The 25,036-nt window shown below is 47.0% G+C and carries 28 protein-coding genes; 17 read left to right on the forward strand and 11 right to left on the reverse strand.

All coding sequences use genetic code 11. From position 1 onward, the window contains the following. From BM415_RS24915 to BM415_RS00770, 5 genes are all read right to left on the reverse strand, one after another. Positions 1 to 269 (reverse strand): hypothetical protein (locus BM415_RS24915; protein ID WP_211753644.1); only part of this gene is annotated, 269 nt, incomplete at its 3' end. 87 nt (positions 270 to 356) lie between these two features. Then, complete coding sequence (locus BM415_RS00755; protein WP_091153548.1) at positions 357 to 1,280, reverse strand: proline dehydrogenase family protein; 924 nt, start codon at positions 1,278 to 1,280, stop codon at positions 357 to 359. 161 nt (positions 1,281 to 1,441) lie between these two features. Then, the gene (locus tag BM415_RS00760) at positions 1,442 to 2,863 is read right to left on the reverse strand and encodes an aspartate ammonia-lyase (protein ID WP_244533105.1); all 1,422 of its coding nucleotides are present in this window, start codon (positions 2,861 to 2,863) and stop codon (positions 1,442 to 1,444) included. Between the two features lie 366 nt (positions 2,864 to 3,229). Then, positions 3,230 to 4,216 (reverse strand): ring-cleaving dioxygenase, encoded by a 987-nt coding sequence (locus tag BM415_RS00765; protein WP_091153551.1) that lies wholly within the window; start codon positions 4,214 to 4,216, stop codon positions 3,230 to 3,232. Positions 4,217 to 4,277: 61 nt separating this feature from the next. Beyond that, the gene (locus BM415_RS00770) at positions 4,278 to 4,724 is read right to left on the reverse strand and encodes a MarR family winged helix-turn-helix transcriptional regulator (protein ID WP_091153552.1); all 447 of its coding nucleotides are present in this window, start codon (positions 4,722 to 4,724) and stop codon (positions 4,278 to 4,280) included. A gap of 219 nt (positions 4,725 to 4,943) precedes the next feature. Between BM415_RS00770 and BM415_RS00775 the strand changes: the two genes are divergently transcribed. The 14 genes from BM415_RS00775 (at position 4,944) to BM415_RS00840 (ending at position 17,168) form a co-directional block, all read left to right on the forward strand. Beyond that, a complete protein-coding gene (locus BM415_RS00775) occupies positions 4,944 to 5,714 on the forward strand; it encodes a YwaF family protein (RefSeq protein ID WP_244533106.1) in 771 nt (256 codons plus the stop codon). Between the two features lie 199 nt (positions 5,715 to 5,913). Continuing rightward, positions 5,914 to 6,783 carry a PHP domain-containing protein gene (locus BM415_RS00780; protein WP_091153555.1) on the forward strand — a complete coding sequence of 290 codons (870 nt, stop codon included), beginning with the start codon at positions 5,914 to 5,916 and terminating at the stop codon, positions 6,781 to 6,783. A 29-nt stretch (positions 6,784 to 6,812) separates the two neighbouring features. Beyond that, positions 6,813 to 7,514: a GntR family transcriptional regulator gene (locus BM415_RS00785; protein WP_091153557.1), complete on the forward strand. Its 702-nt coding sequence runs from the start codon at positions 6,813 to 6,815 to the stop codon at positions 7,512 to 7,514. A 39-nt stretch (positions 7,515 to 7,553) separates the two neighbouring features. Then, entirely contained in the window at positions 7,554 to 7,979 is a 426-nt protein-coding gene (phnG, locus tag BM415_RS00790) for a phosphonate C-P lyase system protein PhnG (RefSeq protein WP_091153560.1), read from the forward strand. Between the two features lie 12 nt (positions 7,980 to 7,991). After that, positions 7,992 to 8,588, forward strand: a complete 597-nt coding sequence (gene phnH, locus BM415_RS00795) for a phosphonate C-P lyase system protein PhnH (protein WP_091153561.1) — start codon at positions 7,992 to 7,994, stop codon at positions 8,586 to 8,588. Continuing rightward, a complete protein-coding gene (locus tag BM415_RS00800) occupies positions 8,589 to 9,740 on the forward strand; it encodes a carbon-phosphorus lyase complex subunit PhnI (RefSeq protein WP_091153564.1) in 1,152 nt (383 codons plus the stop codon). Then, a complete protein-coding gene (locus BM415_RS00805) occupies positions 9,733 to 10,593 on the forward strand; it encodes an alpha-D-ribose 1-methylphosphonate 5-phosphate C-P-lyase PhnJ (protein ID WP_091153566.1) in 861 nt (286 codons plus the stop codon). Before BM415_RS00800 ends, BM415_RS00805 begins: the two co-directional genes overlap by 8 nt. A gap of 18 nt (positions 10,594 to 10,611) precedes the next feature. Further along, positions 10,612 to 11,457: an ATP-binding cassette domain-containing protein gene (locus tag BM415_RS00810; protein WP_091153568.1), complete on the forward strand. Its 846-nt coding sequence runs from the start codon at positions 10,612 to 10,614 to the stop codon at positions 11,455 to 11,457. Positions 11,458 to 11,511: 54 nt separating this feature from the next. Then, positions 11,512 to 12,693: a phosphonate metabolism protein PhnM gene (gene phnM / locus BM415_RS00815; RefSeq protein WP_091153570.1), complete on the forward strand. Its 1,182-nt coding sequence runs from the start codon at positions 11,512 to 11,514 to the stop codon at positions 12,691 to 12,693. An 80-nt stretch (positions 12,694 to 12,773) separates the two neighbouring features. Further along, positions 12,774 to 13,484, forward strand: coding sequence for a phosphonate C-P lyase system protein PhnL (locus BM415_RS00820; protein ID WP_091153572.1), 711 nt, complete (start codon positions 12,774 to 12,776; stop codon positions 13,482 to 13,484). A gap of 167 nt (positions 13,485 to 13,651) precedes the next feature. Beyond that, positions 13,652 to 14,698 (forward strand): PhnD/SsuA/transferrin family substrate-binding protein, encoded by a 1,047-nt coding sequence (locus tag BM415_RS00825; protein WP_091153574.1) that lies wholly within the window; start codon positions 13,652 to 13,654, stop codon positions 14,696 to 14,698. A 46-nt stretch (positions 14,699 to 14,744) separates the two neighbouring features. After that, on the forward strand, positions 14,745 to 15,536 hold the full coding sequence (gene phnC, locus BM415_RS00830; RefSeq protein ID WP_091153576.1) for a phosphonate ABC transporter ATP-binding protein: 792 nt from the start codon (positions 14,745 to 14,747) through the stop codon (positions 15,534 to 15,536). Further along, entirely contained in the window at positions 15,526 to 16,311 is a 786-nt protein-coding gene (locus BM415_RS00835; RefSeq protein ID WP_091153578.1) for a PhnE/PtxC family ABC transporter permease, read from the forward strand. The genes phnC and BM415_RS00835 overlap by 11 nt, the downstream gene beginning before the upstream one ends. Before the next feature lie 2 nt (positions 16,312 to 16,313). After that, positions 16,314 to 17,168 carry a PhnE/PtxC family ABC transporter permease gene (locus BM415_RS00840; protein WP_091153581.1) on the forward strand — a complete coding sequence of 285 codons (855 nt, stop codon included), beginning with the start codon at positions 16,314 to 16,316 and terminating at the stop codon, positions 17,166 to 17,168. Between the two features lie 100 nt (positions 17,169 to 17,268). Here BM415_RS00840 and BM415_RS00845 read toward each other — a convergent pair whose 3' ends face one another. The 5 genes from BM415_RS00845 to BM415_RS24920 all read right to left on the reverse strand — a co-directional run bounded on the left by BM415_RS00845 (position 17,269) and on the right by BM415_RS24920 (position 20,399). Then, entirely contained in the window at positions 17,269 to 18,060 is a 792-nt protein-coding gene (locus tag BM415_RS00845; RefSeq protein ID WP_091153584.1) for an SDR family oxidoreductase, read from the reverse strand. A 168-nt stretch (positions 18,061 to 18,228) separates the two neighbouring features. After that, positions 18,229 to 18,504, reverse strand: coding sequence for a YqkE family protein (locus tag BM415_RS00850; protein WP_091153586.1), 276 nt, complete (start codon positions 18,502 to 18,504; stop codon positions 18,229 to 18,231). A 392-nt stretch (positions 18,505 to 18,896) separates the two neighbouring features. Then, entirely contained in the window at positions 18,897 to 19,553 is a 657-nt protein-coding gene (locus BM415_RS00855) for a peptidylprolyl isomerase (protein WP_091153589.1), read from the reverse strand. 187 nt (positions 19,554 to 19,740) lie between these two features. Continuing rightward, on the reverse strand, positions 19,741 to 20,151 hold the full coding sequence (locus BM415_RS00860; RefSeq protein ID WP_091153591.1) for a hypothetical protein: 411 nt from the start codon (positions 20,149 to 20,151) through the stop codon (positions 19,741 to 19,743). 86 nt (positions 20,152 to 20,237) lie between these two features. Continuing rightward, the gene (locus tag BM415_RS24920) at positions 20,238 to 20,399 is read right to left on the reverse strand and encodes a hypothetical protein (protein ID WP_170862326.1); all 162 of its coding nucleotides are present in this window, start codon (positions 20,397 to 20,399) and stop codon (positions 20,238 to 20,240) included. A gap of 161 nt (positions 20,400 to 20,560) precedes the next feature. Between BM415_RS24920 and BM415_RS00865 the strand changes: the two genes are divergently transcribed. The 3 genes from BM415_RS00865 (at position 20,561) to BM415_RS00875 (ending at position 23,625) form a co-directional block, all read left to right on the forward strand. Further along, positions 20,561 to 20,914: a hypothetical protein gene (locus BM415_RS00865; RefSeq protein WP_244533107.1), complete on the forward strand. Its 354-nt coding sequence runs from the start codon at positions 20,561 to 20,563 to the stop codon at positions 20,912 to 20,914. Between the two features lie 30 nt (positions 20,915 to 20,944). Continuing rightward, positions 20,945 to 22,834, forward strand: a complete 1,890-nt coding sequence (locus BM415_RS00870) for a sensor histidine kinase (protein WP_091153593.1) — start codon at positions 20,945 to 20,947, stop codon at positions 22,832 to 22,834. 95 nt (positions 22,835 to 22,929) lie between these two features. Continuing rightward, on the forward strand, positions 22,930 to 23,625 hold the full coding sequence (locus tag BM415_RS00875; RefSeq protein WP_091153595.1) for a hypothetical protein: 696 nt from the start codon (positions 22,930 to 22,932) through the stop codon (positions 23,623 to 23,625). Positions 23,626 to 23,766: 141 nt separating this feature from the next. Here the strand turns inward: BM415_RS00875 and BM415_RS00880 are convergent, their stop codons facing one another. Continuing rightward, positions 23,767 to 24,966 carry an acyltransferase gene (locus BM415_RS00880; protein WP_091153598.1) on the reverse strand — a complete coding sequence of 400 codons (1,200 nt, stop codon included), beginning with the start codon at positions 24,964 to 24,966 and terminating at the stop codon, positions 23,767 to 23,769. Positions 24,967 to 25,036 lie beyond the last annotated feature (70 nt).

Below are 25,036 nucleotides of genomic sequence, written 5' to 3' on the forward strand. Positions count from 1 at the left end.
CCAAGAACGATCGGACGAACATTCGCATACAGAGCCCTCCATGGCCAGCCGAACCAATCTTTCCACCTACAGAGCAGTCCCAGCAAGCCGTTCACATCAAAGAGTCCGATGAAGAAAGGCCATCGGACACCTAACGAGCCCTTCCCCCAAGAGAAGAATAGGGGAAGGGCTCTCAAATGCTGGCCAAAAGGCTCAGTAAGCGAAATGATTCGGTAGAAGCGCCAGCGTTCGTATTTGGATTGGAAAGAATACTGCATAGACAAATTCAAAAGCTTTCCAATCCAAGAACGATCGGACGAACATTCGCATACAGAGCCCCCACGGGCCAGCAAAATATAAGGTTTTCGCAATTATTCTCACCTGACCATATTCTTCAACACCAGCATTAAGTTGCCCGGCTTCTCCGCAAGTCTCCTCGTATAATACGGGTACCACATTGTCCCATATGGCACATAGCATCTCACCCGGTAACCTTCGGCAGCAAGCCGTTCTTGCTCCTGCATCCTCAGCCCGTAGAGCATCTGGAACTCAAATTTTTCCTTGGAAATTCCATGCTCCTCTGCATATCTCTTTGTAAATTGAATGATCCGATCATCATGCGAAGCAATTGCCGTATAAACGTCCTGATCCAAATGTAACTGAATGATGCGCTCAAACTGGTGGCGTACATCCTTTGCATTCTGATAAGCAATCGAAGCATCTTCCTTGTATGCACCTTTCACCAGACGTAGTGAAATATGACTCTGGATACAATCCAGTACATCTTGTTCTGTGCGAAATAGATAAGCCTGCACGACAGTGCCGACGTTGGTGAGTCCCGCTTGGTGGAGCCTTTTCACCATCTGAAGAGTGGCTTCGGTGTAAGGAGAATCCTCCATATCGATTCTGACAAAATTACGATGATACTTGGCCTCGCGAGCGACGGCCCGAATATTCTGGTAGCATGCTTCCGGATCAAGGGCGAGCCCCATTTGGGTTGGTTTCAAAGATACGTTGGATTTGACTTTCGCCTTAGATATCCCTTCGATTAGACGAAGGTACTCATCGCGGTAGACCGTCGCCTGATCCAGCTCCTTGATGCCCTCACCAAGATGATCCAGAGTAGCCATGATTCCAATCTCATTGAGTTTCTGTACTTCCGCAAGAGCCCCATTCAAATGCTCACTAGCAATAAATCGTCTTGCGAGCGATTGTCCGTATTTTATGGTAAGCCGTTCAACCCTTCTATTGCCGGCGATCGTAAGTAACGTTTTTCGATACAGCTCGTTCATGTTTAACATGGGCAATATCTCCCTTCTCTCCTTTCATATGTATGGAGAGAAGGGAGGTTAAATAACAATCCAATACGGAAAATAAGCCGTATTCTCGCAAGTGAGAACACGGCTTGTTCAATCTTGTCGTCCAATTCGTAGATCGTAGGAAGACGAGGCAAAGACTTGAATTAATTCATATGCAGGAAACGCTCTCCGGCAATACCCGGTGTCGTCATTTGTTCAGGATGTAGAATCTCATCCAGTTCCTCTAGCGTCAGCAGCCCGCGTTCCAGAATAATGGCCGTAATGGTTGAGCCTGTACGCAGAGCTTCCTTAATAACACCGGCAGCAACATCATAGCCGAGGTGTGGATTCAGTGCAGTAATCATGCTGAAGCTTTGATCCAGAACCTCTTTGATCCGTTTGCGGTTTGCCTCTAAATCCTTCACCAGGAAATCATGGAATGCACTCATCCCGTTATTCATTATTTTCAAGGATTGAAGCAGATTAAAGGCGATGACCGGTCCCATTACATTCAGCTCGAATTGCCCTGCTTCACAGGCCAGCGCAATGGTATGATCGTTACCGATGATTTGGAACGAAATCTGGTTCATTACCTCGGCCATGACTGGGTTCACCTTGCCAGGCATAATGGAGGAGCCTGGTTGTCGCGGCGGCAGGAGCAGCTCGGAGAATCCTGCTCTTGGTCCGGAAGCCATGAGGCGAATATCATTACAGATCTTGGACATGTTCACAGCGCATACCTTGAGTGCTGCCGAGAGTTCAAGATAACTGTCCGTATTTTGGGTTGCATCCACCAAATCTTCTGCTGTATAGAGGGGGAGTCCGGTGATTTGCGATAGATGGCTGGTTACCTTCTCTATATATTCCACTTTGGCGTTAAGACCTGTACCGACAGCGGTCGCTCCAAGGTTGATGGAGAGGAGGCGTTTGGTTGCATGATCCAACCGTTCAATATCACGGGAGAGGACTCTTGCATAAGCACCAAATTCTTGTCCAAGCTTAATCGGAACAGCATCCTGCAGATGAGTACGCCCGACTTTGACGACATCATCGAATTCCTTCTCTTTGCGTTTGAATCCCTCTGCAAGCTCCTTCATCGTACCCAGCAGATGCTCACTTAAGCGATACGCTGCGATTCGGAGGGCCGTAGGAATGGCATCATTGGTCGACTGGGACATATTTACATGATTGTTAGGATTGCAATGGAAGTAGTCGCCTTTGTTTTGATTAAGCAGCTCCAGGCCGCGGTTTGCGAGAACTTCATTCATATTCATATTGATCGAGGTGCCAGCACCGCCCTGAATGGAATCAACGATGAAATGATCAAGATGCTGGCCTTGCATGACTTCTTCCGCAGCGGTAATGATGGCACTGCCGATCGGCTGAGGAAGCATCTTCAAGTCCATGTTGGCAGCGGCGGCGGCTTTTTTGACAGCGGCTAATGCAGTGATCAATTCCTTTTCAATAGGAACTCCTGTGATCGGAAAATTCTCGACGGCGCGCATCGTTTGGATGCCATAGTAGGCATTTTCGGGGATGGCTTTTTCGCCGATAAAATCTTTTTCAGTTCTAATTAATCCTGACACTTTTATTCCCTCCAATAGGAAACGGTTATGATGTGCTTGTCGAGTGTACATCGCTGTTTTGCAAACAAGCACTACTAGTATACCTCAAAGCATCCAAGATTTTCACAAAAAAGCAATAGGGTTATATCTTTCCCCTATGTAGTATATGCAGATAAAGAGGAAATGGACAGGGGAGGCGTTTATCCGATTCGTGCAATTTGTCTACAGAGGGGAGACAGTTAAAATTAAGAAAAAAGGTGGAATCAACCACAGAACACATATGGTTAATTCCACCTAGTTAGAATCAACCATAGAACACATATGGTTAATTCCACCTAGTTAGAATCAACCATAGAACACATATGGTTAATTCCACCGGATAATATATTACGATTGTTTGGTATCGAGCGGTTTCAGCATACTCTCAATTACATTGCGTCTGTCCTCAAGGAAAGGGGGGAGGGCCAAAGATTCTCCCAGATGAAGAATGTCCTCATCCGTATCAAAGCCTGGGCCGTCCGTAGCCAGCTCAAACAGGATACGATTGCCTTCACGGAAATAGAGGGATCTGAAATAGAAACGATCAACAAATCCGGAATTCGGAAAGCCATAGCTGTTGATCCGCGGTATCCACGCCTTCAGCTGCTCTTCATTCTCTACGCGCAGAGCCACATGGTGGACACTTCCACGTCCTGGACGTTCAACAGGCAGATCCGTTCTTTCTTCAATATGAATCTCAGTACCGCTGCCCCCTTCACCAACCTCGTACACCTCAATATCCGGCTGCCCCGGAGTCGTGGAAGGATAGCTGCCTTTATGGCGGAAGCCCAGCACTTCAATCAGCACAGCTGCTGTATGCTCACCTTGCTCTACCGTCAGCTGTACCGGACCGAGCCCGACAATGGCATGCTCCTGAGGAATTACACTTTTCTCCCAAGGGACTCCACCGGCAACTCCTTCATTATGCTCATCGGAGACGAGAATGAGGCGCTGCTGTTCAAAATCGCGAAAAGCCAGTGTCTTGCGTCCAGCGCGCTCCACAATATCATCATGATCGACGTTGAGCTCCTCAAAACGCTGCTTCCAATAATCAAGGGAGGCATCGCTCGGCACCCGAAGGGAAGTAGCGGAAATACTGTTTGTCCCTGTGCGGGTCTGTCCCGCATTTGGCATTTCGAAGAAGGTCAGCTCCGTGCCCGGATTTCCTTTTTCATCACCGTAAAATAGATGGTACATCGAATTGTCGTCTTGATTTACCGTTTTTTTGATAAGGCGAAGGCCCAGGGTTTTGGTGTAAAATTCGAAATTCTCTGGTGCTTTGGCTGTAAGTGCAGATACGTGATGGATTCCTTTAATTGCAGCGAGTTCAGTCATAATAAGATAACCTCCTCATAATGGATATAAATTATACTAATGGATACATGCGAATTATCAGTTAGTCTTGCAGCTTCTTGAGCAGCTTAAGCAGCTCCTTGCGCTCGTCCTTGCTTAGTTTGCTGAATTGGGATGCTTGGAATTGCTCTTGTGCAGGTACAACCTCGTCATATAGTGTTCTTCCTTGATCAGTAAGCGATACATATTTTGTCTTCCATTCGGTTTCCCGCTGAATCAGACCTATTTCCTCCATTTTACTCAGCAGCTGAGTAATATTGCCTTTGGTGACAAGCAGCTTGTTTGCCAGCTCTTGCTGTGATAACCGTTCCTCGGTGCCCACCTGAACTAGGACGTCAAATTGAGCAGCTGATAAATTCCATGCCTTCAGATGCTGGTTATTCTCCCTGATGTTATGGTTATAGATACGGGATAGCCGGAACCATAGCAGCAGACCGAGCCGTTCCTCCGGTTTGGACAGGTGGGGAGGAGTGAAGTGTGCTTCATTCATCCGAGTTCCTCCTTCAAAGAAATTTGAGTTTAGAACTAAACTTATTAAGATCAGTTTATGATTAAACTGATAGAATGTCAACTGCTATTTTGCTGTGAACTTTAACTGGGACTTCAATGTCTATTTCAGTGATTGTCTTCTAATATCATGGCTTTTCATTCCCATAGAGATCCATTATGATCAAATAAACTCTATTCTCGAAAGAAAGAGGAGAGATCCTTGCATCGTGTTATTGCGAATTTATCCATCTTCAATCCTTATGATGCACCGAGGTTTGAATTCTTGTCCCTTGCTCATATAGGAGCGGTGACTTTCATAATGGTTCTGCTGCTTGTTATGCTTCTGTATCGACAGAAGCTGAAGCACTCCGAGTCGGCTCGAAAAAAGCTGCGCTATACGTTACTGGCCGTGCTGGTCCTGTCACAGCTGATGCTTGAAGCATGGTATCAGTTCTATGATCTGTGGGACCCTGTTTATACACTGCCACTGGAGCTATGCAGCATTACGCTTCTCCTATCTTGTGTTATGCTGGTGACCCGAAATCGAATGCTGTATATCCTTGTGTTCTATGCCGGAATCTGCGGTGCTCTGGCTGCACTAATGACACCTGATTTGATATACACGTTTCCTCATTTTCGTTTCATACAGTTCTTCATCGCCCATGGTGCAATTATCGCTGCTGCATTATACATGACCTGGATTGAGCAGATTAGACTGACAATAACCTCGGTTCCGCTCTCCATGCTGCTGCTTAACGTCATCGCGGGTATCGTGTGGTGCTTCAATCAATTGTTCGGGGCGAATTATATGTTCCTGTCGCACAAGCCGGAGTCACCTTCCATATTAGATATGCTTGGGCCTTATCCCTACTATATTCTCGTCGAAGAGCTGGTCGCGTTCGTGTTATTTGCCATGATGTACACCTTCTTCTTCTATATACCGTCACGAGCCACAAGCAAGACGGTAAGCGAGGATCAAGTAACTCTCTAAAAAAACAGGAAAACAATTCAATCCAAGGAAAACCCTGCTGATTTTAATGAAATCAGCAGGGTTTTTTGCTTGAAAATCCACAAAACTAACAAAACTTAACCTGCAGTTTACACTGCTTTGACCATGTGCACTTGGCATCAAGTTAGACTAGGTCCGTAGAGAGGTACAGAGAGATCATTAACAAATGGAGGTTCGCTTAATGAAGGTGGAACTGCACTGCCACACCCGGATTTCGGACGGATCCTGTACTTTTGAGGAAGTACTTGAGCTGGCTGAGCAAGAGCATGTCACATGCCTTGCAATAACGAATCATGACACAACGTCAGGCCTCAGTGAAATGGTCCTTCAAGGCACAGAAAAAGGAATAGAAATCATACCTGGCATTGAAATATCGGCCTACGATTTTACAAGAAATCGCCGGGTTCACATTTTGGGATACATGATTGATCCGGCTGACAGGGGCATCGCCGAGCTCTGCAATCCGCTGATAGAGCGGAGACATGAAGGCTGCAGGCGGGCAGTAAATCTTCTGGCGGCTAACGGATATCACATTACTTGGGAACAGGTGAAGGAGTATGCAGCAGGTGGAACCGGTGTCTATAAGCAGCATATCATGCATGCATTAATCGATGCGGGCTACACAGAATCCATATATGGCGGGCTGTACAAAACGTTGTTCTCCCGTGGAAGCAGCGGGGAAGCTCCCGGTCTTGCCTACATGCCGATGGAATATGTCAGCGCGAAGGATGCGGTAAGCACAATTCTGCAGGCAGGGGGAGTTCCGGTATTAGCTCATCCGGGTCAATATGACAGCTATGATATCGTTCCTGAGCTCGTATCTTACGGACTGCAAGGAATTGAAAGGCTGCATCCGCTGCATGGTCCAGAAGACGAGAAGCGAGTCATGATGCTTGCAGAAGAGCATGGACTATTTATGTCAGGCGGATCTGATTTTCATGGATTTTACGGCGAGAAGGAAGTACGACTTGGCAGCAAAAGTCCAGGGATGAATGCAGTAACGGCAATCAAGGCCAGCCAAAGGCATCTTCACAACTCAAGCTTGACCTGACTTTACGATGAACGGGAGGGAATGTCGGGATGTCTGATGAGATGGAAATTATGGATTATTTCGTTTCAAGCATACAGTCAGGAAGGTATGAGCCGCATGATAAGCTCCCGTCGGAGAATGAGATCGCAGACAGGATGAAGGTTCCCCGGATCACGGCTCGCAAAGCTTATCAGAGACTGCAGGAGCTGGGATATATCTACTCTATGCAAGGCAAGGGCAGCTTTGTCAGGGACAGGCATCAGCAGATTCCTCTTGTACTGAATTCGGATAAGAGCTTCAGTCAGAAGATGATCGAGATGGGCTTCGATTATGAGTCAAGAAATATACGATGCGAAAAAATTGTATTCAATCACAAAATCTATGAAATGCTTCAAGCCTCGGAGCAAGAGAATGTCTATAGAATAGACCGGCTCCGATTGATCGAGGGTCAACCGCTCGCCTTGCACAGCTCATACGTATCGGAGACCCGGTTTCCTGATATCGGACATGCCGGCAGAGAGCTCGGCTCCATCTTTCAATACTACAAGAGCAAAGGATATACAGCGTTTCAATCCCATCAGACACAATTAAGGCTGACTTATCCGAACAAGCAGGAGCGTGAGCTCTTGGAATGCTCCAGTCTGATCCCTTTGCTGGTGCTGGAATCTGCTTGCGCAGACAAGGAATCGGGACAAACGCTTGAATACAGCAAAATTATGTACAGGGGAGATTCATTTACTTATGTCATCTAATTCAGCCATGGCCGGCTTGAAGAGATTGGAGGCTTATATATGAAACGGAAGCAGAGGACAGAGATACTCATTAGCAGACCGCCTGTACTCATGAAGTCAATGGCGGATGAAATTGTAGGCAAATATGAGACAAGCATCATTGAAGAGCCGAACCCGGGACTTGTGATGGTGAAGGTGAGGGAGACAGCGAAGCAAAGTCTTTTTTACCTTGGTGAAGTACTGGTAACGGAATGTAAGGTTAAGGTAGGCGAATCCATCGGAATCGGACTCGTCAGAGGCGAGGAGAGCGAGGCGGCATATCATCTAGCAGTGATCGATGCCGCATATTCGGCAGGGCTGGATGAAACGGCGCATTGGGAAGCACTGCTACTGAAGGAACAGGAAATGCTTATCGAAGAGCGGGCCGAGAAGCGCCGTAGGCTGCTCACTACCAAGGTCGATTTTGACACAATGGATCAGGATTAAGGGGGAGCAGATATGCTGAATCAAGTTCATGACATACAACAAGCTTATCGAAAAGTAGTAGATGCATTATCGAGACCAGGTACAGTCCAGGATCTATCTGATGCTGCTCTTAAATTGGATCATAGAACAGACTGCTATGCTGTAACACTCGTGCTTGCGAGGATGCTTCTGGATACGGAAGTAACCTTTAAGATCATTGGTGAGGACGAGGAAGAGCTGACACAGTATATCAGCCGGTTAACCTATGCGAAACGTGCAGAAGTACACGATGCTGATTATATATTCGTTACACATACCGCAGCCCCCGGCAGCGTGTCTGAGGCACTGAAGCTCGCGAGAATTGGAGAAATGAATGATCCGCATTTATCGGCAACACTCATCGCCGAGCTGCCCAGCGTCGTCAGCGGCGAGCGGCGTTTACTTCGAGGGCCTGGAATCGATCAATATACGGTGTGCGAAATGCAGACCCTGACCATGGGGAACTGGGAGATGGTTCGGGCAGAACGAAATGCAGAGTTCCCACTTGGTGTCGATATGATATTCGCAGATGCTTCTCATCGCGTATTAGCTTTGCCAAGAACGACTCAAATGGAGCAGGAGGTGCATTAAATGGGTTACGTTGCAGTCAAGGGGGGCACGAAGGCAATTGAGGAGTCGCTTCGGCGCCTTCAATACGAACGAGTGAAGCGAGAACAGACGCTGTCCACCTCACATATTGAGGCCGGAATGCGGGGGCTCATAGATCAAGTGATGTCCGAGAGCAGCATGTACAGTGAATCCCTTGCAGCACTTGCCATTAAGCAGGCGGAGGGCAATCCCGAGGAGGCTGTATTTCTGCTCAGAGCTTACCGCTCGACACTGCCTCGCAAAGCCTACTCCCAGGTGGTCACATCAGATCAAATGCGGGTAGAGCGGAGAATATCGGCATCATTTAAGGACATTCCAGGGGGGCAGATTCTTGGAGCGACGACGGATTACTCCCACCGACTGCTCGACTTCGAATTGCGGGAAGAGACGGAAACCGACATTCGCGAATGGCTGGCTGCTTATTCTAAACAAGACGACGCTGATGGAGATGCTGTAGGAGCTTCAAAAAACATGGAGAGCGGTGCGCTTCCCAAAGTACTTGATTACCTTCGCCGGGAAGGTCTGATTCCGGAATGCCCGCTGGATCACACAGAGCCGGATGATGTGACACGGACCAGCCTGGCTTTTCCGGCAAGCCGCAGTGAGAAGCTGCAGATCTTATCACGGGGACAGACGGGGGCGGTAACTTCTCTTGCTTACGCGGTTATACGGGGCTACGGCATGGTACATCCAACCGTGGGCGAGCTGCGAGTAGGGTATCTCCCTGTTTATGTAAATAGTCCATTTGAGAGTGATGGAGACGAGGAGGATGCTTATTACATCGGAGATATCCAAGTTACAGAGGTTGAGATGCTCGTTCCGAGCACTGTAGATAAGGAGCACGGGAAGAAGGAGCTGGAGTTCGACTTTGGTTACGGATTATGCTACGGCCAGAACGAGACGAAGGCTATTGCGATGAGTATTTTGGACAAGAGTCTGGAGGCGGGTGACAAGTCCATTCCAACACAGAATGAAGAGTTCGTGCTCTATCATATCGATTCGGTAGAGTCAACCGGATTTATCTCTCATTTGAAAATGCCGCATTACGTCACATTCCAGTCCAAACTGAATGATGTGCGCAAGATCAGAAAGGCAGCTGAACCTAGCGCCGCAGAGGAGAATCAATATGCATAATGCCTATAATTTCGCCTTCCTAGATGAAGGATCCAAACGGGAAATTCGCCGGGCAACCTTGAAGGCGATTGCCATTCCGGGGTATCAGGTTCCATTTGCTTCAAGAGAGATGCCCATCGGACGGGGATGGGGAACCGGCGGATTACAGCTTACACTATCGCTTGTCGGTCAAGACGATAAGCTTAAAGTCATTGACCAAGGCTCGGATGAATCGGTCAACGCGGTCAGTATCAAGAAGCTGATTCAGAAGACGACCGGAATCCAGACTGTTGATGATACGGAAGATGCAACGTTGATACAATCACGTCACCGGGTACCAGAGGTGCCGCTTCAGGAAGGACAAATTCTTGTACTGCAGGTGCCTATGCCAGAACCGCTTCGTGCATACGAGTCTAGTGAGCTGCAAACGAAACGGCTTCACGGAGAGAAGGAGTACAGCGGAGCCTGGCTGATGTTGTTCGAGCAGATTATGAAGTATGGAGGTATATCAACCGGTGCCGATCATCCGGTTATGGTGCAGGATCGCTATGTGATGGCACCAAGCCCGATCCCTAAGTTCGATAATCCCAAGCTGAACAGCTCTGAGGCGCTCATCCTTCTCGGAGCGGGCAGAGAGAAGAAGATTTACGCCGTACCGCCTTACACTAGAGTGGAATCTCTGGATTTCGAAGATGTGCCGTTCGCTCCAGAGAGCTTCAGCGGTATCCAATGTGCTCAGTGCGGAGCTGAGCATGTGTTTATGGATGAGCTGTACGATGCGGAGGCAGAGACGACTTATTACCAGTGTAACGATACCAGTTACTGCATGGCTAGAGTAAATGAGCAGAGCTCATCTATGGAAGAAAAACGCTAATGAAGAGGGGTGAGAGTTATGCATGCTTCAGATGAGCCTATTTTGAAAATACGAGATTTGAACAAGCAGTTTGGTACAGGATGCCCAAGATGCAGTAATCCGGCTGACAGACAGCTGGACCGAAACTATTGCCCCGTCTGCGGGACCGTGTATTCCTGCCGGGACGTAAGCTTTGATCTGTATCCAGGAGAAGTGCTGGGGATCGTTGGGGAGAGCGGCAGCGGGAAATCGACGCTGATGAAATGTCTGTACTTTGATCAGGACGTCACCAGCGGGGAAGCCATACTAAACGTGTACAAGGACGGTTCGATTAATTTGTTCGAGGAGTCTTCCCAGCAAAAAAGATACATTCGCAACCAGCTGATGGGCAAGGTGTACCAGAACCCGGTGCTGGGGCTGCGCCTGCGGTTCTCTTCAATCGGCAACATTGCCGAGAAGATGATTGCGGCAGGAAGCCGCCATGTGCAGGCGATGGAAGAACGCGGGAGCGAGCTGCTCACGAAGGTTCATATTCCTGTATATCGCATGAAGGAAGCACCGGAGAACTTCTCTGGTGGAATGCAGCAGAGAGTCCAGATTGCGAAGGCATTGTCAAACAATCCACCGATACTTCTGCTTGATGAAGTGACTACCGGTCTTGATTTGTCCGTGCAGGCAAGTGTGCTTGATCTGATCAAGCATTTGCAGAGAGAGCTGAATATCAGCATCCTGCTGGTATCCCATGATCTTGGAGTCATTCGCATGCTGGCCGACCGCACCCTCGTTATGCTGGATGGGCAGATTATTGAACAGGGCTTAACGGATCAAATTCTGGAGGATCCTCAGCATGCTTATACACAGCAGCTTGTTCACTCGTTATTGTAAGGATCGTAAGGAGATTAAGAATCGTGATGAAAAATGGGGAAGGGAGTCGTTCCTATGTATGTGATTACAGGTGGAATTATTGTGACAGAGGAGGCTCTTCTGGAGGGCTATGACCTTCTGATCGAACACGGGCGGATTGCAGGAATGGTTCCTGCGGGGGAGGAAGCACACCGATCCGATGCGGAGATTATTGATGCGAAGGGCGGTTATGTCACACCGGGCATGATTGACATTCATTCCGATTACATTGAGCATATGACAGCACCGCGCCCAACGTCGCTGATCCATTTTGGCCTGAGCCTGAGGGAAACAGAGAAGGAGCTTATCTCGCATGGCATCACGACGATGTATCATTCACTCTCTATCTTCAAATCGGCGGATTACAAGTACCGCCCGATCCGTGAGCCGGAGAATGTGCGCAAGCTGCTCGAGCTGATTAATCAGACCCACTATGAGAAGCATTTGATTCGGCATCGGTTCCACGCCCGCTTTGAGATCGATAATCTCAACCAGGTAGATAATCTAAAAACCTACATTAAAGAGGATAAAGTACATCTGGTCTCCTTTATGGATCACACACCTGGTCAAGGACAATACAGGGACCTGGAGGTATATAAGACAACGATTCGCGGCTACGATGATGTGACGGACGAAGGACTGAGCGTGCTGATTGCCAATCATCAGACGAAGGAGAAATTAACGGTTGAGAGTATTAGAGAGATTGCAGAACTAGCGGCCTCGCGAGGCATTGCTATTGCGTCACATGACGACGACTCGCTGGACAAGCTGGAGCTGGTACAGAGCTTCGGAACGACCATCAGTGAATTCCCGATCACGCTTGAAATTGCACGTGAGGCAAAGAACAGGGGAATGTTCACTATCGCTGGTGCACCCAATGTCATATTGGGCGGATCTCACAGCGGAAATCTGTCAGCACAGGAGGCAATAAGCGAAGGGGTTATTGATGTACTATGCAGCGACTATTATCCGGCTTCAATGCTGCATGCGGTCTTCCAATTGGCGAGTGAGCTGGACCGGGATCTTGCAGAGATGTTTAAGCTTGTCACCCTTAATCCCGCCAAGGCGGTTCATATTGATGAAGAGGTCGGCTCCATCAAGATTGGTAAAAAAGCGGACCTTCTTATCGTCGAACGTCTTGAGCCGGATCAGTTCCCAGTGATTACGACAGTCTTCGTCGATGGCAAGCTGATTCAGCAGACAAACTACAGAATTTAAATAGACGGCGAAAGGTATCACGAAAGACCTGGGTTTCAGGTCCATCGGATCTATTGCAAGTGAACAAGGAGGATGAAGAGATGACACAACACCTGCTGTCTATTGAAGGAATGTCAAAATCCTTTACGCTGCATCATATGAACCAGCAGATTACAGCACTTCATAACATTAACCTGCATGTGAAGGAAGGGGAATTCGTTGGCATTACCGGAAAAAGCGGAAGCGGGAAATCGACGATTCTAAGATGTATCTACAGAACCTATCTGCCTGGGACAGGAGAAATCTGGTATGATTCAGCCCAATTTGGCAGGATCAACCTGGCTTCCGTATCCGAAAGAATGATCAGCCAGCTTCGCCGATCCGAGATCGGCTATGTGTCCCAGTTCCTGAACGTGATGCCCCGAACCTCTGCGAAGCAGCTAGTTCGTGAGGCAGTGCTTGAGATGGGACATGATTCGGAGTATGCCGAAGCAGAAGCAGTGAAGATGCTGACGCACTTCGAGCTGGATGAGGGGCTCTGGAACAGCTATCCGGCAACCTTCTCCGGAGGTGAGAAGCTGAGACTGAACATCGCAAGAGCGATGGTAAAGCGCCCCCGGCTTCTGCTCTTGGATGAGCCGACGGCAAGTCTCGATGAAGCCTCAAAGCTTAGAGTGAAGATGCTGATTGAGCAGCTGATGCAGGAAGGGACGACGATGCTGGGTATTTTTCATGACCTGGAATTTATGGACAGTCTTTGCACCAGGGAGTACAGAATTACAGATGGCACCTTCCAAGACGCCTTGAATTAATCCATTGTTTAACACGGGGTTGATAAACATCCTATGTTAAATCCCTATCATATTAATCTGATGGAAAAAATCGAGATTTGTTTTAAAATTGCCCGAACATTCTCAAAATATATGACTTTTATACTAGATTGTGTATGGCTATAGTATTTATTCCGGGAGGGTATAAGATGAAGAAATCGTTAGCTATTGTATTGATTCTATCACTGATCGTAGTCTTGGCAGGATGCGGAAACGGGGGAGAGGGTGCTTCTGCAGATTCCAAGGACACGCTGACTTTTGTGTGGTATCCCAATGAATCCGGCGCTGATCTTAAGGATGCCAGGGAAGAGTTCGGAAGAATTATAGAGGAAGCAACCGGCAAGAAAGTAGAGCATCAAACGACAACAGACTATATCATTGCCATCGAGGCGATCACGAATGGAAATGCGGATCTTGGTTTTATGGGGCCTCAAGGCTATATCGAGGCTCACACCAAGAATGAAAAGGTACTGCCTTTAGTCGTTCCAAGCGGAGAGTCGGGTACGCTAGAGGATGCTGTGTACTACAGCTGGCTGAGTGTCAAAAAAGGACAAGAAGAAGCTTATAAGAGCGGCGATCAATTCACTATTGATGGAATTGCCGGCAAGAAGTTTTCCTTCGTATCCAATTCTTCAACTTCCGGATTCAAAGTTCCATCCTCTGGCATTATTACGTATTTCAGCGGCCAGGAACAATATAAGGATTTGACCGAGGAAGATTTGCTGATGGGTGGAGATGATCAGTTTTTCCAAGAAGTTCTGTTTGGCGGCTCCCATCAGGGCTCAGCAGTGAACTTGCTTACAGGAAAAGCAGATGTAGCTGCGTTCTGTGATACATGTGTGTCCAACTACGTGGAGCTTACGGAAGGTGAAGCGAATAAGCCAGGTGCCGTATATACCGTAAAAGACGATGCAGCTGAGCCGTTCAATACACTTCCAGGAGAGCAATTTTCACTAATTTCTGTAACGCCAGTCCTTAATTCGCCTTTTGTGGTGAATACAGATACGGTTAGTGAAGAGGATATTGCCAAGCTTGAGGAGCTCTTTACTTCAGATGAAGTGACGAACAATGAGAAGATATTCCTTCCTGTGGAATCTGAAGCTTCCGGTTTGTTCAAGAAGAAGTCAGGGGATGAGAAATTCCTGCCAGTGGAAGATGAGTGGTTTAATCCAATTCGGGAGCTGTCAGGTCTGTAATTGATAATCAAGGAATGCAAGTTGAGGGTTAGGAGGCAGCACAGCTATGACGAAGTTACTTCAGCTGAATGAGGTGCACAAGCAATATGGCCAAGATACCAAAGCACTGACCGATGTGAATTTCACCGTGAATACCGGAGAATTCGTATCGATTATCGGTCCTTCTGGAGCAGGGAAATCGACTCTTCTTCGATGTATTAATCGAATGATCGATTCAAGCAGTGGAGAGATTATGTTTGATGGGCAGAATGTAAACCGTCTTAAGAAGAGTGAATTAAAACAGCTTAGAACCCGAATCGGCATGATTTTTCAGCATTATAATCTTGTGGAACGTTTAAGCGTCATTGAGAATGTGCTGCATGGCAGGCTTGGCTATAAGTCAACTTTCGCAGGTATTCTAGGAATTTATTCTGAGGAAGAGAAGAGACAGGCGTATGCCATATTGAAGATGCTTGGATTGGAACAACAAATCTACAAGCGCTGCGATCAGCTAAGCGGCGGGCAGAAGCAGAGAGTAGGCATCGCACGTGCACTCATTCAGGACCCAAAACTGTTGTTATGTGATGAACCGATTGCTTCACTTGATCCGAATGCATCCCAGACTATTATGGAGCATCTTCGCAGTATTTGTTCTTCAATGGGGATTACGGTGCTTGTCAATCTTCACCAGGTAGATGTCGCTCTGAAATATTCGGACCGAATCATCGGGGTCAACAAGGGTGAGATCGTATATGATGGCTTACCTGCTGGAGTTGGAACTGCAGAGCTTCAACTCATATATGGATCAAGGCTTACGGAGTATATGTCGGCTGACGGAGGAAGTCAGCATGCAGGCTAATTTCTTTGCCCGAAAAAGAAGAAACTCCCTATTCTACTGTGCCTTGATTCTTGTCCTTACCATTTGCGCGATCGTCATCACCGAATATGATGTGGTCAAAGGCTTCACCTCGGTGCCTAAGGCAGCAGAATGGGCAGTATCCAACTTCTATCCAAACGCGGAAGCGATGGACAAGCTGCCCGACATTATTGCCTCACTGCTTGAGACACTGCTCGTGTCTATCGCGGCAACGACCATTGCTGCAGGCTTTGCTCTGTTCTTCGCGATCATGGGGTCGCAGACAACCGGAGGGGACGGTGTACTCAGCTTCATCGGCCGCTCAGTTGCCACTTTGTTTCGGAATATTGATGTCGCAGCTTGGTCGATGATCCTGCTTCTATCCTTTGGTCAGAGTGTGCTTACTGGATATTTCGCCTTGTTCTTCGGTTCCTTCGGGTTCTTGACGAGGGCTTTTATCGAATCCATTGATGAAGTCAGCAACAGCTCTGTTGAGGCACTGCGTGCAACGGGGGCCAGTTTTTTATGTATCATTTTCAAATCGGTGATTCCCTCCAGCATACCGCAAATGATCAGCTGGATTCTGTTTACCGTCGAGACGAATATTCGAAATGCAACACTTATCGGTATTCTGACAGGAACAGGGATCGGCTTCTTGTTCAGTCTATATTACAAGAGTCTGAATTACAGCTCCGCCTCACTCGTCGTCCTGGTCATCGTTGCAACGATCCTACTGATTGAGACGATATCGAATTATGTGAGGAGGGTTATTCTGTAATCATGGAACATTCTTCTTATGAGCTTGGAAAAGGCACAGATTCGGTACCTCAGAAGCGAATCAAGGCGAAGCCCTTCAACAAATCGTCCTTTGTCATATCAACAACACTTGTTATGCTGCTGATTCTTACCATTTACGGATTTCTGACGTTTGATTATAAGGATCTTCAGTTCTGGGATGCGGTTCTCTCGACAGGGGAGACGATCAGAACGATGTTCCTGGAACCGCAGATGAATCATTTTACATTTGGCGAAGCACTGAAGCAGGTCAGCATCACGCTCGGACTCGCCTTCCTGACGACGATCTTTGGCGGAGTTATCGCCTTGTTCCTGGCACTGCTTGCAGCAAGAAATTTAAGCACGAAGACGGCATCTGTTGTGGTAAAGGCCATCGTATCTTTTATCCGGGCAGTTCCGACCGTGTTGTGGGTATTAATATTTGCTGTCGCTGCAGGGCTTGGAGGGGTTGCTGCTGTAATCGGGATGACGTTCCACTCCGTCAGCTACTTGGTCAAGGCCTTCTCAGAGTCGTTTGAGGAGCTGGATAAAGGGGTAATAGAAGCCCTGAAGGCGAGTGGGGCCGGCTGGTGGAAGATCGTATTTCAGGCGGTTATTCCTTCCTCCATGTCGTACTTGATCTCTTGGACCTTTATGCGCTTCGAGATTAATTTTGCTGTTGCTGTCGCAATGGGCGCAGCCGCTGGGGCTGGTGGTATTGGCTTCGACATGTTTATGGCCAGCAGCTTCTATTATGATGTGAGAGAGGTCGGATTTATTACGTATCTAATTCTGGCATTCGCGATCATACTTGAACTCGTTGCAACACAGATTAAAAAGAGATTGAAGGTTCGTACTTGAGATACTCAAAAGCTTAAGATGCAAGTCTTATATCAAACAAGAACCTCCATATTCGTTCCTACTTGAGGAGCATGGAGGTTCTTTCATATGCCTTGCCTTGTTATCCGCGAAGCAGAGATTCTGCTCCATCGATATAGACCTCGGTACCGGAAATGTGGGAGGCTTCATCTGAAGCAAGGAACAAGACCAGGGAAGCGACTTGGTCAGGCTTGCCTGACTTGCCGGCCAACGGCTGATCTCCTTCAGGGAATTCGACCGGAATTTGAACCTGATCGAGATCCTCAGAGCGCTCCGTCTTGGAATCGATATTCGTGTCAATAGCCCCCGGGTGAACGGAGTTGACCCGAATTTTATATCTAGCCAGCTCTAGTGCGGCCATTTTCATAAATGCAGTCTGACCGGCCTTGGTTGATGCATAAGCGGAGAAGCCGATATTAGAGAATACGCGGTTACCATTGATGGAACTGTTAATAATGATGCTTCCGCCATTCTCCTTCATGTGAGGTATTGCATATTTTACCGTGGCGAACGTACCTCTCATGTTAATGCACATCGTTTGGTCCCAATCTTCAATTTCCATCGTTTCAATCGGCGCCATTTTTCCGTTTACACCGGCGTTGGCGAAGACAACATCAACTCGTCCTGCTCGTTCTGCAACGGTGTTAATCGCGTGCTTCACCATCTCGGGCTTCGCGATGTCGCATTCAATAACATCAGCAGTTCCGCCGTTTTGCTCAATCATGCTTTTGGTTTCTTCTGCTCTTTCGACGGTACGATCCAGCATAAACACGTGAGCGCCTTCCTCTGCTAAGCGAATTGCAGCTGCTTGCCCTATGCCGGAACCTCCCCCGGTCACAATGGCAATCTTATTCTCAAATCGAAGATTCGGCATAACGATTCCTCCCTAATCCATAATCTATTATTCGTGAAGCTTTCTAACGTAGAAATACCCCTGCCAGAGGTAGGTTGAATCATGGGGAAGAGGGGGAGTGCAATATTATGCAGAATCCCCAAGTACAGGACTTGTCTTTACAGGTCAGTACTTGGGGATTCTGTCATTTTATTTATATTTGTGCCAATCGAGTTTGCTGTTCTCTAGAAGATATTCAAAATTGTTATCGAGTTTTTTTTGCTCCGCTTTTTTCTTCTCTTCTGCTATACGGCGAGCTTCTTCCTGGCGTGCAGCATCGGCTGCCTTAATCTCCTTGGCCTGTGCCTTGAGCTTACCGAGCACTTCATCGCTCAGTATGTCCTTTAGCGTCGCTGCTCCGGATTCTTCACGGCTCGAAGTACGGTTAGACGACTGCCTGGACTGTGTGTTTCTTTTTTTGACCATGATGATCCCTCCGTTTCATCGTAGCAAAATTATAACAGGTAAACATGGTCCATTGGAAGTATAAGTCGCATTAATGTTGAATAGGAATAAATTAATGATAGCGCTTTCTAAAAATTGGTGTAATATAAAGTAGAGGAAGAAATAAGCGAACTAGAGTATATAGCTCATTTTGAACACCGATACTACGACTAATTAAACAGTGAAGGGGTCGTTGCTATTGGAACTAAACACGCAGCTATTAAAAGGGTTAATGTGGGGCATCCTGCTCAGTGTTCCGCTCTGGATTTCGATAATGGGATGGATTAGATTAATATGGTAATTGTTTTGCACAATAAATGGCGTACGTAATAAAGACCGGACAATCGAAGGAGTCCGGTCTTTTGCTGTTGCTTCTATTCAATCTTCTCCGGTTCCGGGTAATCGACACCCAGCGTGTCTACAGTAACCTTAGTCATCACGGGCGGATCTGCCGGCCGGTCGTTCTGGTCTCGTTCAAGATTGGCAATTTCATCGACGACGTCCAGCCCTTCGGTCACTTTACCGAAAGCGGCATAAAGATTATCCAGATGCTCTGAATCAGCTTGTACAATAAAAAATTGGGATCCAGCGGAATCAAGGTCATTCGACCGGGCCATGGATACGACACCGCGGACATGCAGCAGATGGTTCTTCACCCCGTTGCTTGTAAACTCGCCTTTGATGCTGTAACCAGGACCGCCGGTCCCTGTTCCTTCAGGATCGCCGCCCTGTATCATAAAGTTCGGGATAACCCGATGAAAGATCGTTCCATCGTAAAAGCCGCTGTTTGCAAGGGAAATGAAATTGTTCACCGTATTCGGAGCAATTTCCGGGTAGAGTTCCATTACGATCTGCTTGCCATTTGACAGCTCAAGGGTAGCAACCGGATGAGACTTCTCAGGGTCAGGAACACCAATCCCTCCAAACTCAAGCTCGTCATTCTCTGCAGTATCCTTTCCACATCCTGTCAGAATTACGACAAGCGCAGTCAGGAGAAAGAGGAATTTGAAGCCTTTGGATCTGAACAACATGCTGTTTCCTCCTTGATATAGTTTGAATATGTTCTCATCATACCTTTTTTTTATCCGTTTAGAAATATTCAGACGAAATGACACGAAAATGTCATAGCTCAACGTGGCTCAAATGTGTACACAAAAAAACAAGCTGCTGCAATAAGACAAGGCAACAACTTGTTAGTCTAATCTATTGGTTTAACATTCATTTCTCCGAATCGCCGCCGGCTCCATTAATGAGATCAGTGCCATGCATGGCATCAGGGTCTGGAGCAGCGGGATCAACCGGGCTGTTTGCTTCGATATCATCTGCATCAGGTACGGACGTGAGGTCGGGCTCGCTGGAACGGACAATCACATCCTGCCTGTCCATGAAATCCTCATCGGCTGCAAACTCAATGGAGGAGGAGCTGCGCACATCCTGCATCGTTTCCTTTTGAACAGTTTCGGCATCAAGCGGTGTCGTATCTTCATCAAGGCTTATGGTTTGTTCTGTATACGTGTTTACATAATCTAAATCATCTTCAGGTACGGTATTCAGCGGGTCCGGCTCCTGCAGGGATCTGTAACGGTCATAGGCAAAATCCGCTTCACTAGTATGAGGCTTATTATCCATTCCTTATCTCTCCTTTAAGTCTTATATAACTTTATAGTAATTCATAGCAGTTCGTAGCAGATCATAATTACAGATAGAGTGTCCAATTAGAACATGGGGAATACAAATTTAACGAGAAAGTATAGGAATCCAAAAAATAGGATGATGTAGGCTGCATATTTTATAAATGTAGATGCGACTAAGCTGGAATCGGATTTTTTCTGGACATCCTTGTGCTCGACTTCCACATTTCGTTGCGAGTTATTCATTTTTTATATCCTCCTTCATAAATGTGATGGGAGTCAATCGTACTTGCCTATTTCTTAAACCCGGCTTTCGATCTCGAATCAATTGGGTAGAAGGAATATGGTTTCGAAAACTGCTTTTTCGCTATAAAATATAGAGAGTCAGTAGGAATGGAGGAAGACAGGTGATGGAATGGTTTACATTCTCGAATATGATCGCATCTATTAAGGTCGGTCAAAAAGCATCTACACCTGGTTACTCACGGACAGTCATTCGTAAACCTGATGGGCTATATTGGTCTTCAGGCTTATGGAAGGGCAGGGTTGTGGAGATCAAGGACTACCTATTCTCAGATATATGGACCATTTACGAGGATGAGGAGAGTCTGATCTGGCTTGAATATCGGGAGGAAGTAGAACAGAAAGAACAAGAAATGATCAAGAATCAGTATGAAGCAGAGCAGGAGCGACTTCGGGATGAGCGCGAGAATAGTATTGTAGATAACAATAAAGTGTGGAAAAATAAGGATGTGTATTAATTTTATTTTATCGAGTCTTGAGGTGTTCTAATGAGGATCGGGCCCAGAGTATCGGCGGCTATCATCTTGTGTTTACTAGGGGTACTCTTCATCCTGCCGCAAGCAGTCTTGCACGCAGAGGAGAAGGATATACAGAAATTGTCGCGGGACATGCTCTGGTTTAATGACAGTGTGAACGTCAGCTATGAGGAGCTGATGGGGGGAGATTATAAGTGGACAACGATTGACGACGGCTATTTACCCGATGATAAGGATCCATCTATAGCTCACGCGGCATGGACCCGAATCAAGCTGCCAGCCGATCTGGATGAGAGTTCGGGAATTCTGTTTGAATATATTTATGGACAGCAGATTGATATTTATATCGATGAAGAGCTTGTATTAAGACAAACCAATCATTATCCGTTTGATCGAAATCATCTTCTGCTGCCTCTGGATCAAGAGGATTCAGGCAAGACCGTGTACATCTGGACACACAGCAGCGATCGAACTGTAGGATTAAGCGAGGACGCATGGGCAGGATATTATAAGGATTTAATCGGCATGTATCTGAGGGATGGTATATCTTCTGCCCTAATTGGAGGTATCTTGCTCCTGCTTGCGATCATTATTGTGGTAACCTGCATCTTTATGACCCGGGTCAACACCAGACAGTGGTCCTCAATGACGGGAGTCATCATATGCTTCGGGCTGGTTATCTTGTTGTATTCACCGGCTTTATACACGCTGTATCCTGACTATAGCGGTATTCTGGTCACTAGCTTCGAAGCCAGCTTAATTCTGCTGCTGCCACTGCTAGCCTATTGTTTTGAACAGATGATCGGCCCTGGACCTGGCGGACTAATTAACAAACTGTGGAAATCCATGCTGATATACATAGTATTTTGTATGCTTGTTAATGTCGTCAATGCGTTAACGGGAGATGTCATATATCCGTTTTATGAATTTCTGACCCGGCCTGTGTTTGGCGTTGCGTTTATTGTTGAGCTTATTTTGCTGACCTATTTTACAATTCAGGAGGCGCTTAAGGGGAATCGTAAAGCCCATTTGCTATCATACGGGTCTGGAATACTTACAGTCACTGCCGTTGTCGAATGGATTCTATATTATACCTTGAATTGGTATGACTTCTGGATGATCAAGTGGGGAATGCTGGCATTCACGGTCTCTCTTGTGATCATCAAGACGAATCCCTTATGGGACAAGCATGAGCAAGTGGAGCTGTATACGAAAGAGCTTGAAGTATTCAATAACGAGCTGCAGCGCTCGGAAAAGATCAAGATAATAAGCGAATTAGCCGCTTCTGTCGCACATGAGGTGCGAAATCCCCTTCAGGTAACCCGCGGATTTCTGCAGCTGATGAGCAAGCAGGAGAATTTGAGGAATCGAAGATATGTCAGTATCGCTATTGAGGAGCTTGATCGGGCATCCGAGATTATCAATGATTTTCTAACCTTCGCGAAACCGGAATTTGATCAGATCAGGCTTATTAATCTCGCGGAAGAATTTAATCACATTGAAGGTGTGCTGATCCCGATGGCGAATCTAGAGGGCTGTGTCATTACGATGGATGTACCTGAGAACCTATGGGTTCGGGGGAACACCTCCAAGTTTAAGCAAGCGTTTATTAATATTCTCAAGAACAGCATAGAGGCCATTCAAGGCAATGGCGAGGTTAGAGTCAAGGCTTATTCCAGAGGCAAGGAAATTTTTATTCATGTACAGGATACCGGAATAGGCATGGATGAGCAGGAGCTGATGAGACTTGGTGAACCCTATTTCTCCAATAAAACGAAGGGCACAGGGCTTGGCATGATGGTGACGTTCCGGATTATTGAGGCAATGGATGGAAATATAGAATATAGCAGCGAGAAGGGGATTGGAACAGAGGCCGTTATTCGTTTTCCTTCGGGTACTTGAGCTTGAAGTTCAAGTGTAATGGATAAAAAAGGGTGTGTTCGTCCACACTAACGAAGTGCATACAATTCATTGCAGCTAGAAAGGTGGACAAACACATGAACAAATATATTTCGCGCATCGCTTCTGCCGCACTCCTGATTTCGATCATGATGGGCTATGGAGAACAGGCTGGGGCACAGGAAACGAAGACGCCGGATCCGGTATTTACCGAGTTTGAGGTAGATGCCAATTGCGGGCAAGGTCATCGCCTCTATTTCATGGATGAGACAGCCAAGATTCTGAATATGGATCTCAAGGAACTGGCATCCCAAATGGAACAAGGCAAGACCATTGCAAGCATTGCCCGGTCGAAGGGAATGACAGACAAGCAGCTCGAGAAGAAGCTTATTCCTGCAATTGATAAGCGGGTGGATGCCGCGGTAAAAGAAGGCTGTCTGACGAAAGAACAAGGCGCGTCTATGAAATCGAATATTCATGCACGGCTCACCAAAGTCATCAATACACCGCTTAGTGAGCTTCGTAAACGGCATGCACATCATGGTAAAGGACATTCCCGCCTAAATCGCGAGGAAATTGCCAAATTCCTCGGACTGACGCCGGATCAGCTCAATCAAGAGCTTCGGAAAGGTAAGTCGCTCGCTGAAATCGCCAAATCAAAAGGCGTATCGGAGAAGCAGCTGGTGGATAAATTGAAGGAAGAATTAACACCTGATTTGGAGAAGTTTATCCATCAGAAGATCCAGATCGATGGGGCGCCGGGAAAAGAAGCCCTCAAGCATGATCAGAGCTAGAAGCGGACCGATGTCGCCGCTATAGCTGCGAATTTAGAGAATTCAATCGTTGTGCATACTAAAAAATCCCCTTCGAGCAGAGCTTGTCCATTATGACAAGCTGCAGCTTGAAGGGGTTTTTATATATGAAAGATCTTTACGTCAGAGTACAGCACCTTCTGCCGGGACCGTATTGTTCTTGTCCTTAGCGGTCTTGTTCTTTGGTCTGCGCGCAAGACCTACCAGATATCTTGATCCAGGCAGCTTGGATAAACCGAAGCTGATGAGCAGCGAGACGATGACGGTAAGCAGGAAAGTAATCATCGTTACCGGCAAATGATAACCGGACAGCTCCATCGGTCTAGTGAAGTATGCGATGCCGTAGATGACCATGGCATGGACGAGATAACCGCCGTATGAATATCTTCCGATCCACGTAAACAGCTTGCGGAAACGGCTCTGCGGCGAGATCACGAGCATGAATCCATACAGCAGAAACATCTGCGTCAGAATCAGAGCAAAGGTCTGGGGCTTCAGATAAGTTGATATGTTCAAGTTCATAACATCGGATGAACCTCGAAGCACATCGTATGCCAGCAAGGTGAATAATGCGATGGACAAGAGAGCCGTCCAGGGCATGATTTTGAGTATCCATCTTCGAAACGATTCAAGCATGAAGGCAACCAAAGCACCCAGTATAAAATAAAAGAAATACATAATAAATGAATAGGATCTGTACCCAAGCAGTGTTTGTGTTAGTCCGCCTGCTTCTGACGCCCAGGTTCCCATCTCGTAATATGACAGGTATAACAGATAAGCGTAGGCGACGCCAGTGAGTACGATAATGGTGATAACCGTACGTTTCTGCCTCTTCGGATCAAGAGGCGCCAGTTTGCTCTGTAGAAACAGAGCGGCTTTCCGGAATAGTGGAAACAGCAGGTAGAACTGGAACACCATGATAACGAACCACAGCTGATAACCGGCTTGAGGAACAAACCATTCACTTACAAGGCTTGTCCATGTGTCTGCACTCAGCCAGTTTGTACCAGCCGTCAGTCTAACACTCAGCCAGTATAGAACCGTCCATAACAGGAACGGCACATAAATATCTCCGAATCTTTTGCGGATAAAGCTCGGATATTGCAGCTTCTTCTCATAATTATAGAACAGCAATACAGCGGACAGGAACACAAACGTCGGCGTTCCGAACCTTGTCAAATGATACACAAACATCAGCATGGTGGAATCAGGTGCCAATATATCTGCCCGGTATATATATTCCGCGAGGCTGTGCTGCATGACAATCGCCAGGAAGGCCAGTCCCCGTAGGGGTGTCAGCTCCTCGATTCTAGTTTTTTTCAAAGGTAGATAACCTCCTATAGTTGTTTTACGATGATAAGAGGGCAAGCGATAATGTCATATTGTAACGAAT

Origin of the sequence: Paenibacillus sp. 453mf (genome assembly GCF_900116105.1) — a bacterium.
GTDB lineage: Bacteria > Bacillota > Bacilli > Paenibacillales > Paenibacillaceae > Paenibacillus > Paenibacillus provencensis.

Coding starts and splice junctions, on each gene's coding strand:
- BM415_RS00755 (WP_091153548.1), bottom strand. CDS start 1,280: ATGTTAAACATGAACGAGCTGTATCGAAAAACGTTACTTACGATCGCC.
- BM415_RS00765 (WP_091153551.1), bottom strand. CDS start 4,216: ATGACTGAACTCGCTGCAATTAAAGGAATCCATCACGTATCTGCACTT.
- BM415_RS00770 (WP_091153552.1), bottom strand. CDS start 4,724: ATGAATGAAGCACACTTCACTCCTCCCCACCTGTCCAAACCGGAGGAA.
- BM415_RS00780 (WP_091153555.1), top strand. CDS start 5,914: ATGAAGGTGGAACTGCACTGCCACACCCGGATTTCGGACGGATCCTGT.
- BM415_RS00785 (WP_091153557.1), top strand. CDS start 6,813: ATGTCTGATGAGATGGAAATTATGGATTATTTCGTTTCAAGCATACAG.
- phnG (WP_091153560.1), top strand. CDS start 7,554: ATGAAACGGAAGCAGAGGACAGAGATACTCATTAGCAGACCGCCTGTA.
- phnH (WP_091153561.1), top strand. CDS start 7,992: ATGCTGAATCAAGTTCATGACATACAACAAGCTTATCGAAAAGTAGTA.
- BM415_RS00800 (WP_091153564.1), top strand. CDS start 8,589: ATGGGTTACGTTGCAGTCAAGGGGGGCACGAAGGCAATTGAGGAGTCG.
- BM415_RS00805 (WP_091153566.1), top strand. CDS start 9,733: ATGCATAATGCCTATAATTTCGCCTTCCTAGATGAAGGATCCAAACGG.
- BM415_RS00810 (WP_091153568.1), top strand. CDS start 10,612: ATGCATGCTTCAGATGAGCCTATTTTGAAAATACGAGATTTGAACAAG.
- phnM (WP_091153570.1), top strand. CDS start 11,512: ATGTATGTGATTACAGGTGGAATTATTGTGACAGAGGAGGCTCTTCTG.
- BM415_RS00820 (WP_091153572.1), top strand. CDS start 12,774: ATGACACAACACCTGCTGTCTATTGAAGGAATGTCAAAATCCTTTACG.
- BM415_RS00825 (WP_091153574.1), top strand. CDS start 13,652: ATGAAGAAATCGTTAGCTATTGTATTGATTCTATCACTGATCGTAGTC.
- phnC (WP_091153576.1), top strand. CDS start 14,745: ATGACGAAGTTACTTCAGCTGAATGAGGTGCACAAGCAATATGGCCAA.
- BM415_RS00835 (WP_091153578.1), top strand. CDS start 15,526: ATGCAGGCTAATTTCTTTGCCCGAAAAAGAAGAAACTCCCTATTCTAC.
- BM415_RS00840 (WP_091153581.1), top strand. CDS start 16,314: ATGGAACATTCTTCTTATGAGCTTGGAAAAGGCACAGATTCGGTACCT.
- BM415_RS00845 (WP_091153584.1), bottom strand. CDS start 18,060: ATGCCGAATCTTCGATTTGAGAATAAGATTGCCATTGTGACCGGGGGA.
- BM415_RS00850 (WP_091153586.1), bottom strand. CDS start 18,504: ATGGTCAAAAAAAGAAACACACAGTCCAGGCAGTCGTCTAACCGTACT.
- BM415_RS00855 (WP_091153589.1), bottom strand. CDS start 19,553: ATGTTGTTCAGATCCAAAGGCTTCAAATTCCTCTTTCTCCTGACTGCG.
- BM415_RS00860 (WP_091153591.1), bottom strand. CDS start 20,151: ATGGATAATAAGCCTCATACTAGTGAAGCGGATTTTGCCTATGACCGT.
- BM415_RS24920 (WP_170862326.1), bottom strand. CDS start 20,399: ATGAATAACTCGCAACGAAATGTGGAAGTCGAGCACAAGGATGTCCAG.
- BM415_RS00870 (WP_091153593.1), top strand. CDS start 20,945: ATGAGGATCGGGCCCAGAGTATCGGCGGCTATCATCTTGTGTTTACTA.
- BM415_RS00875 (WP_091153595.1), top strand. CDS start 22,930: ATGAACAAATATATTTCGCGCATCGCTTCTGCCGCACTCCTGATTTCG.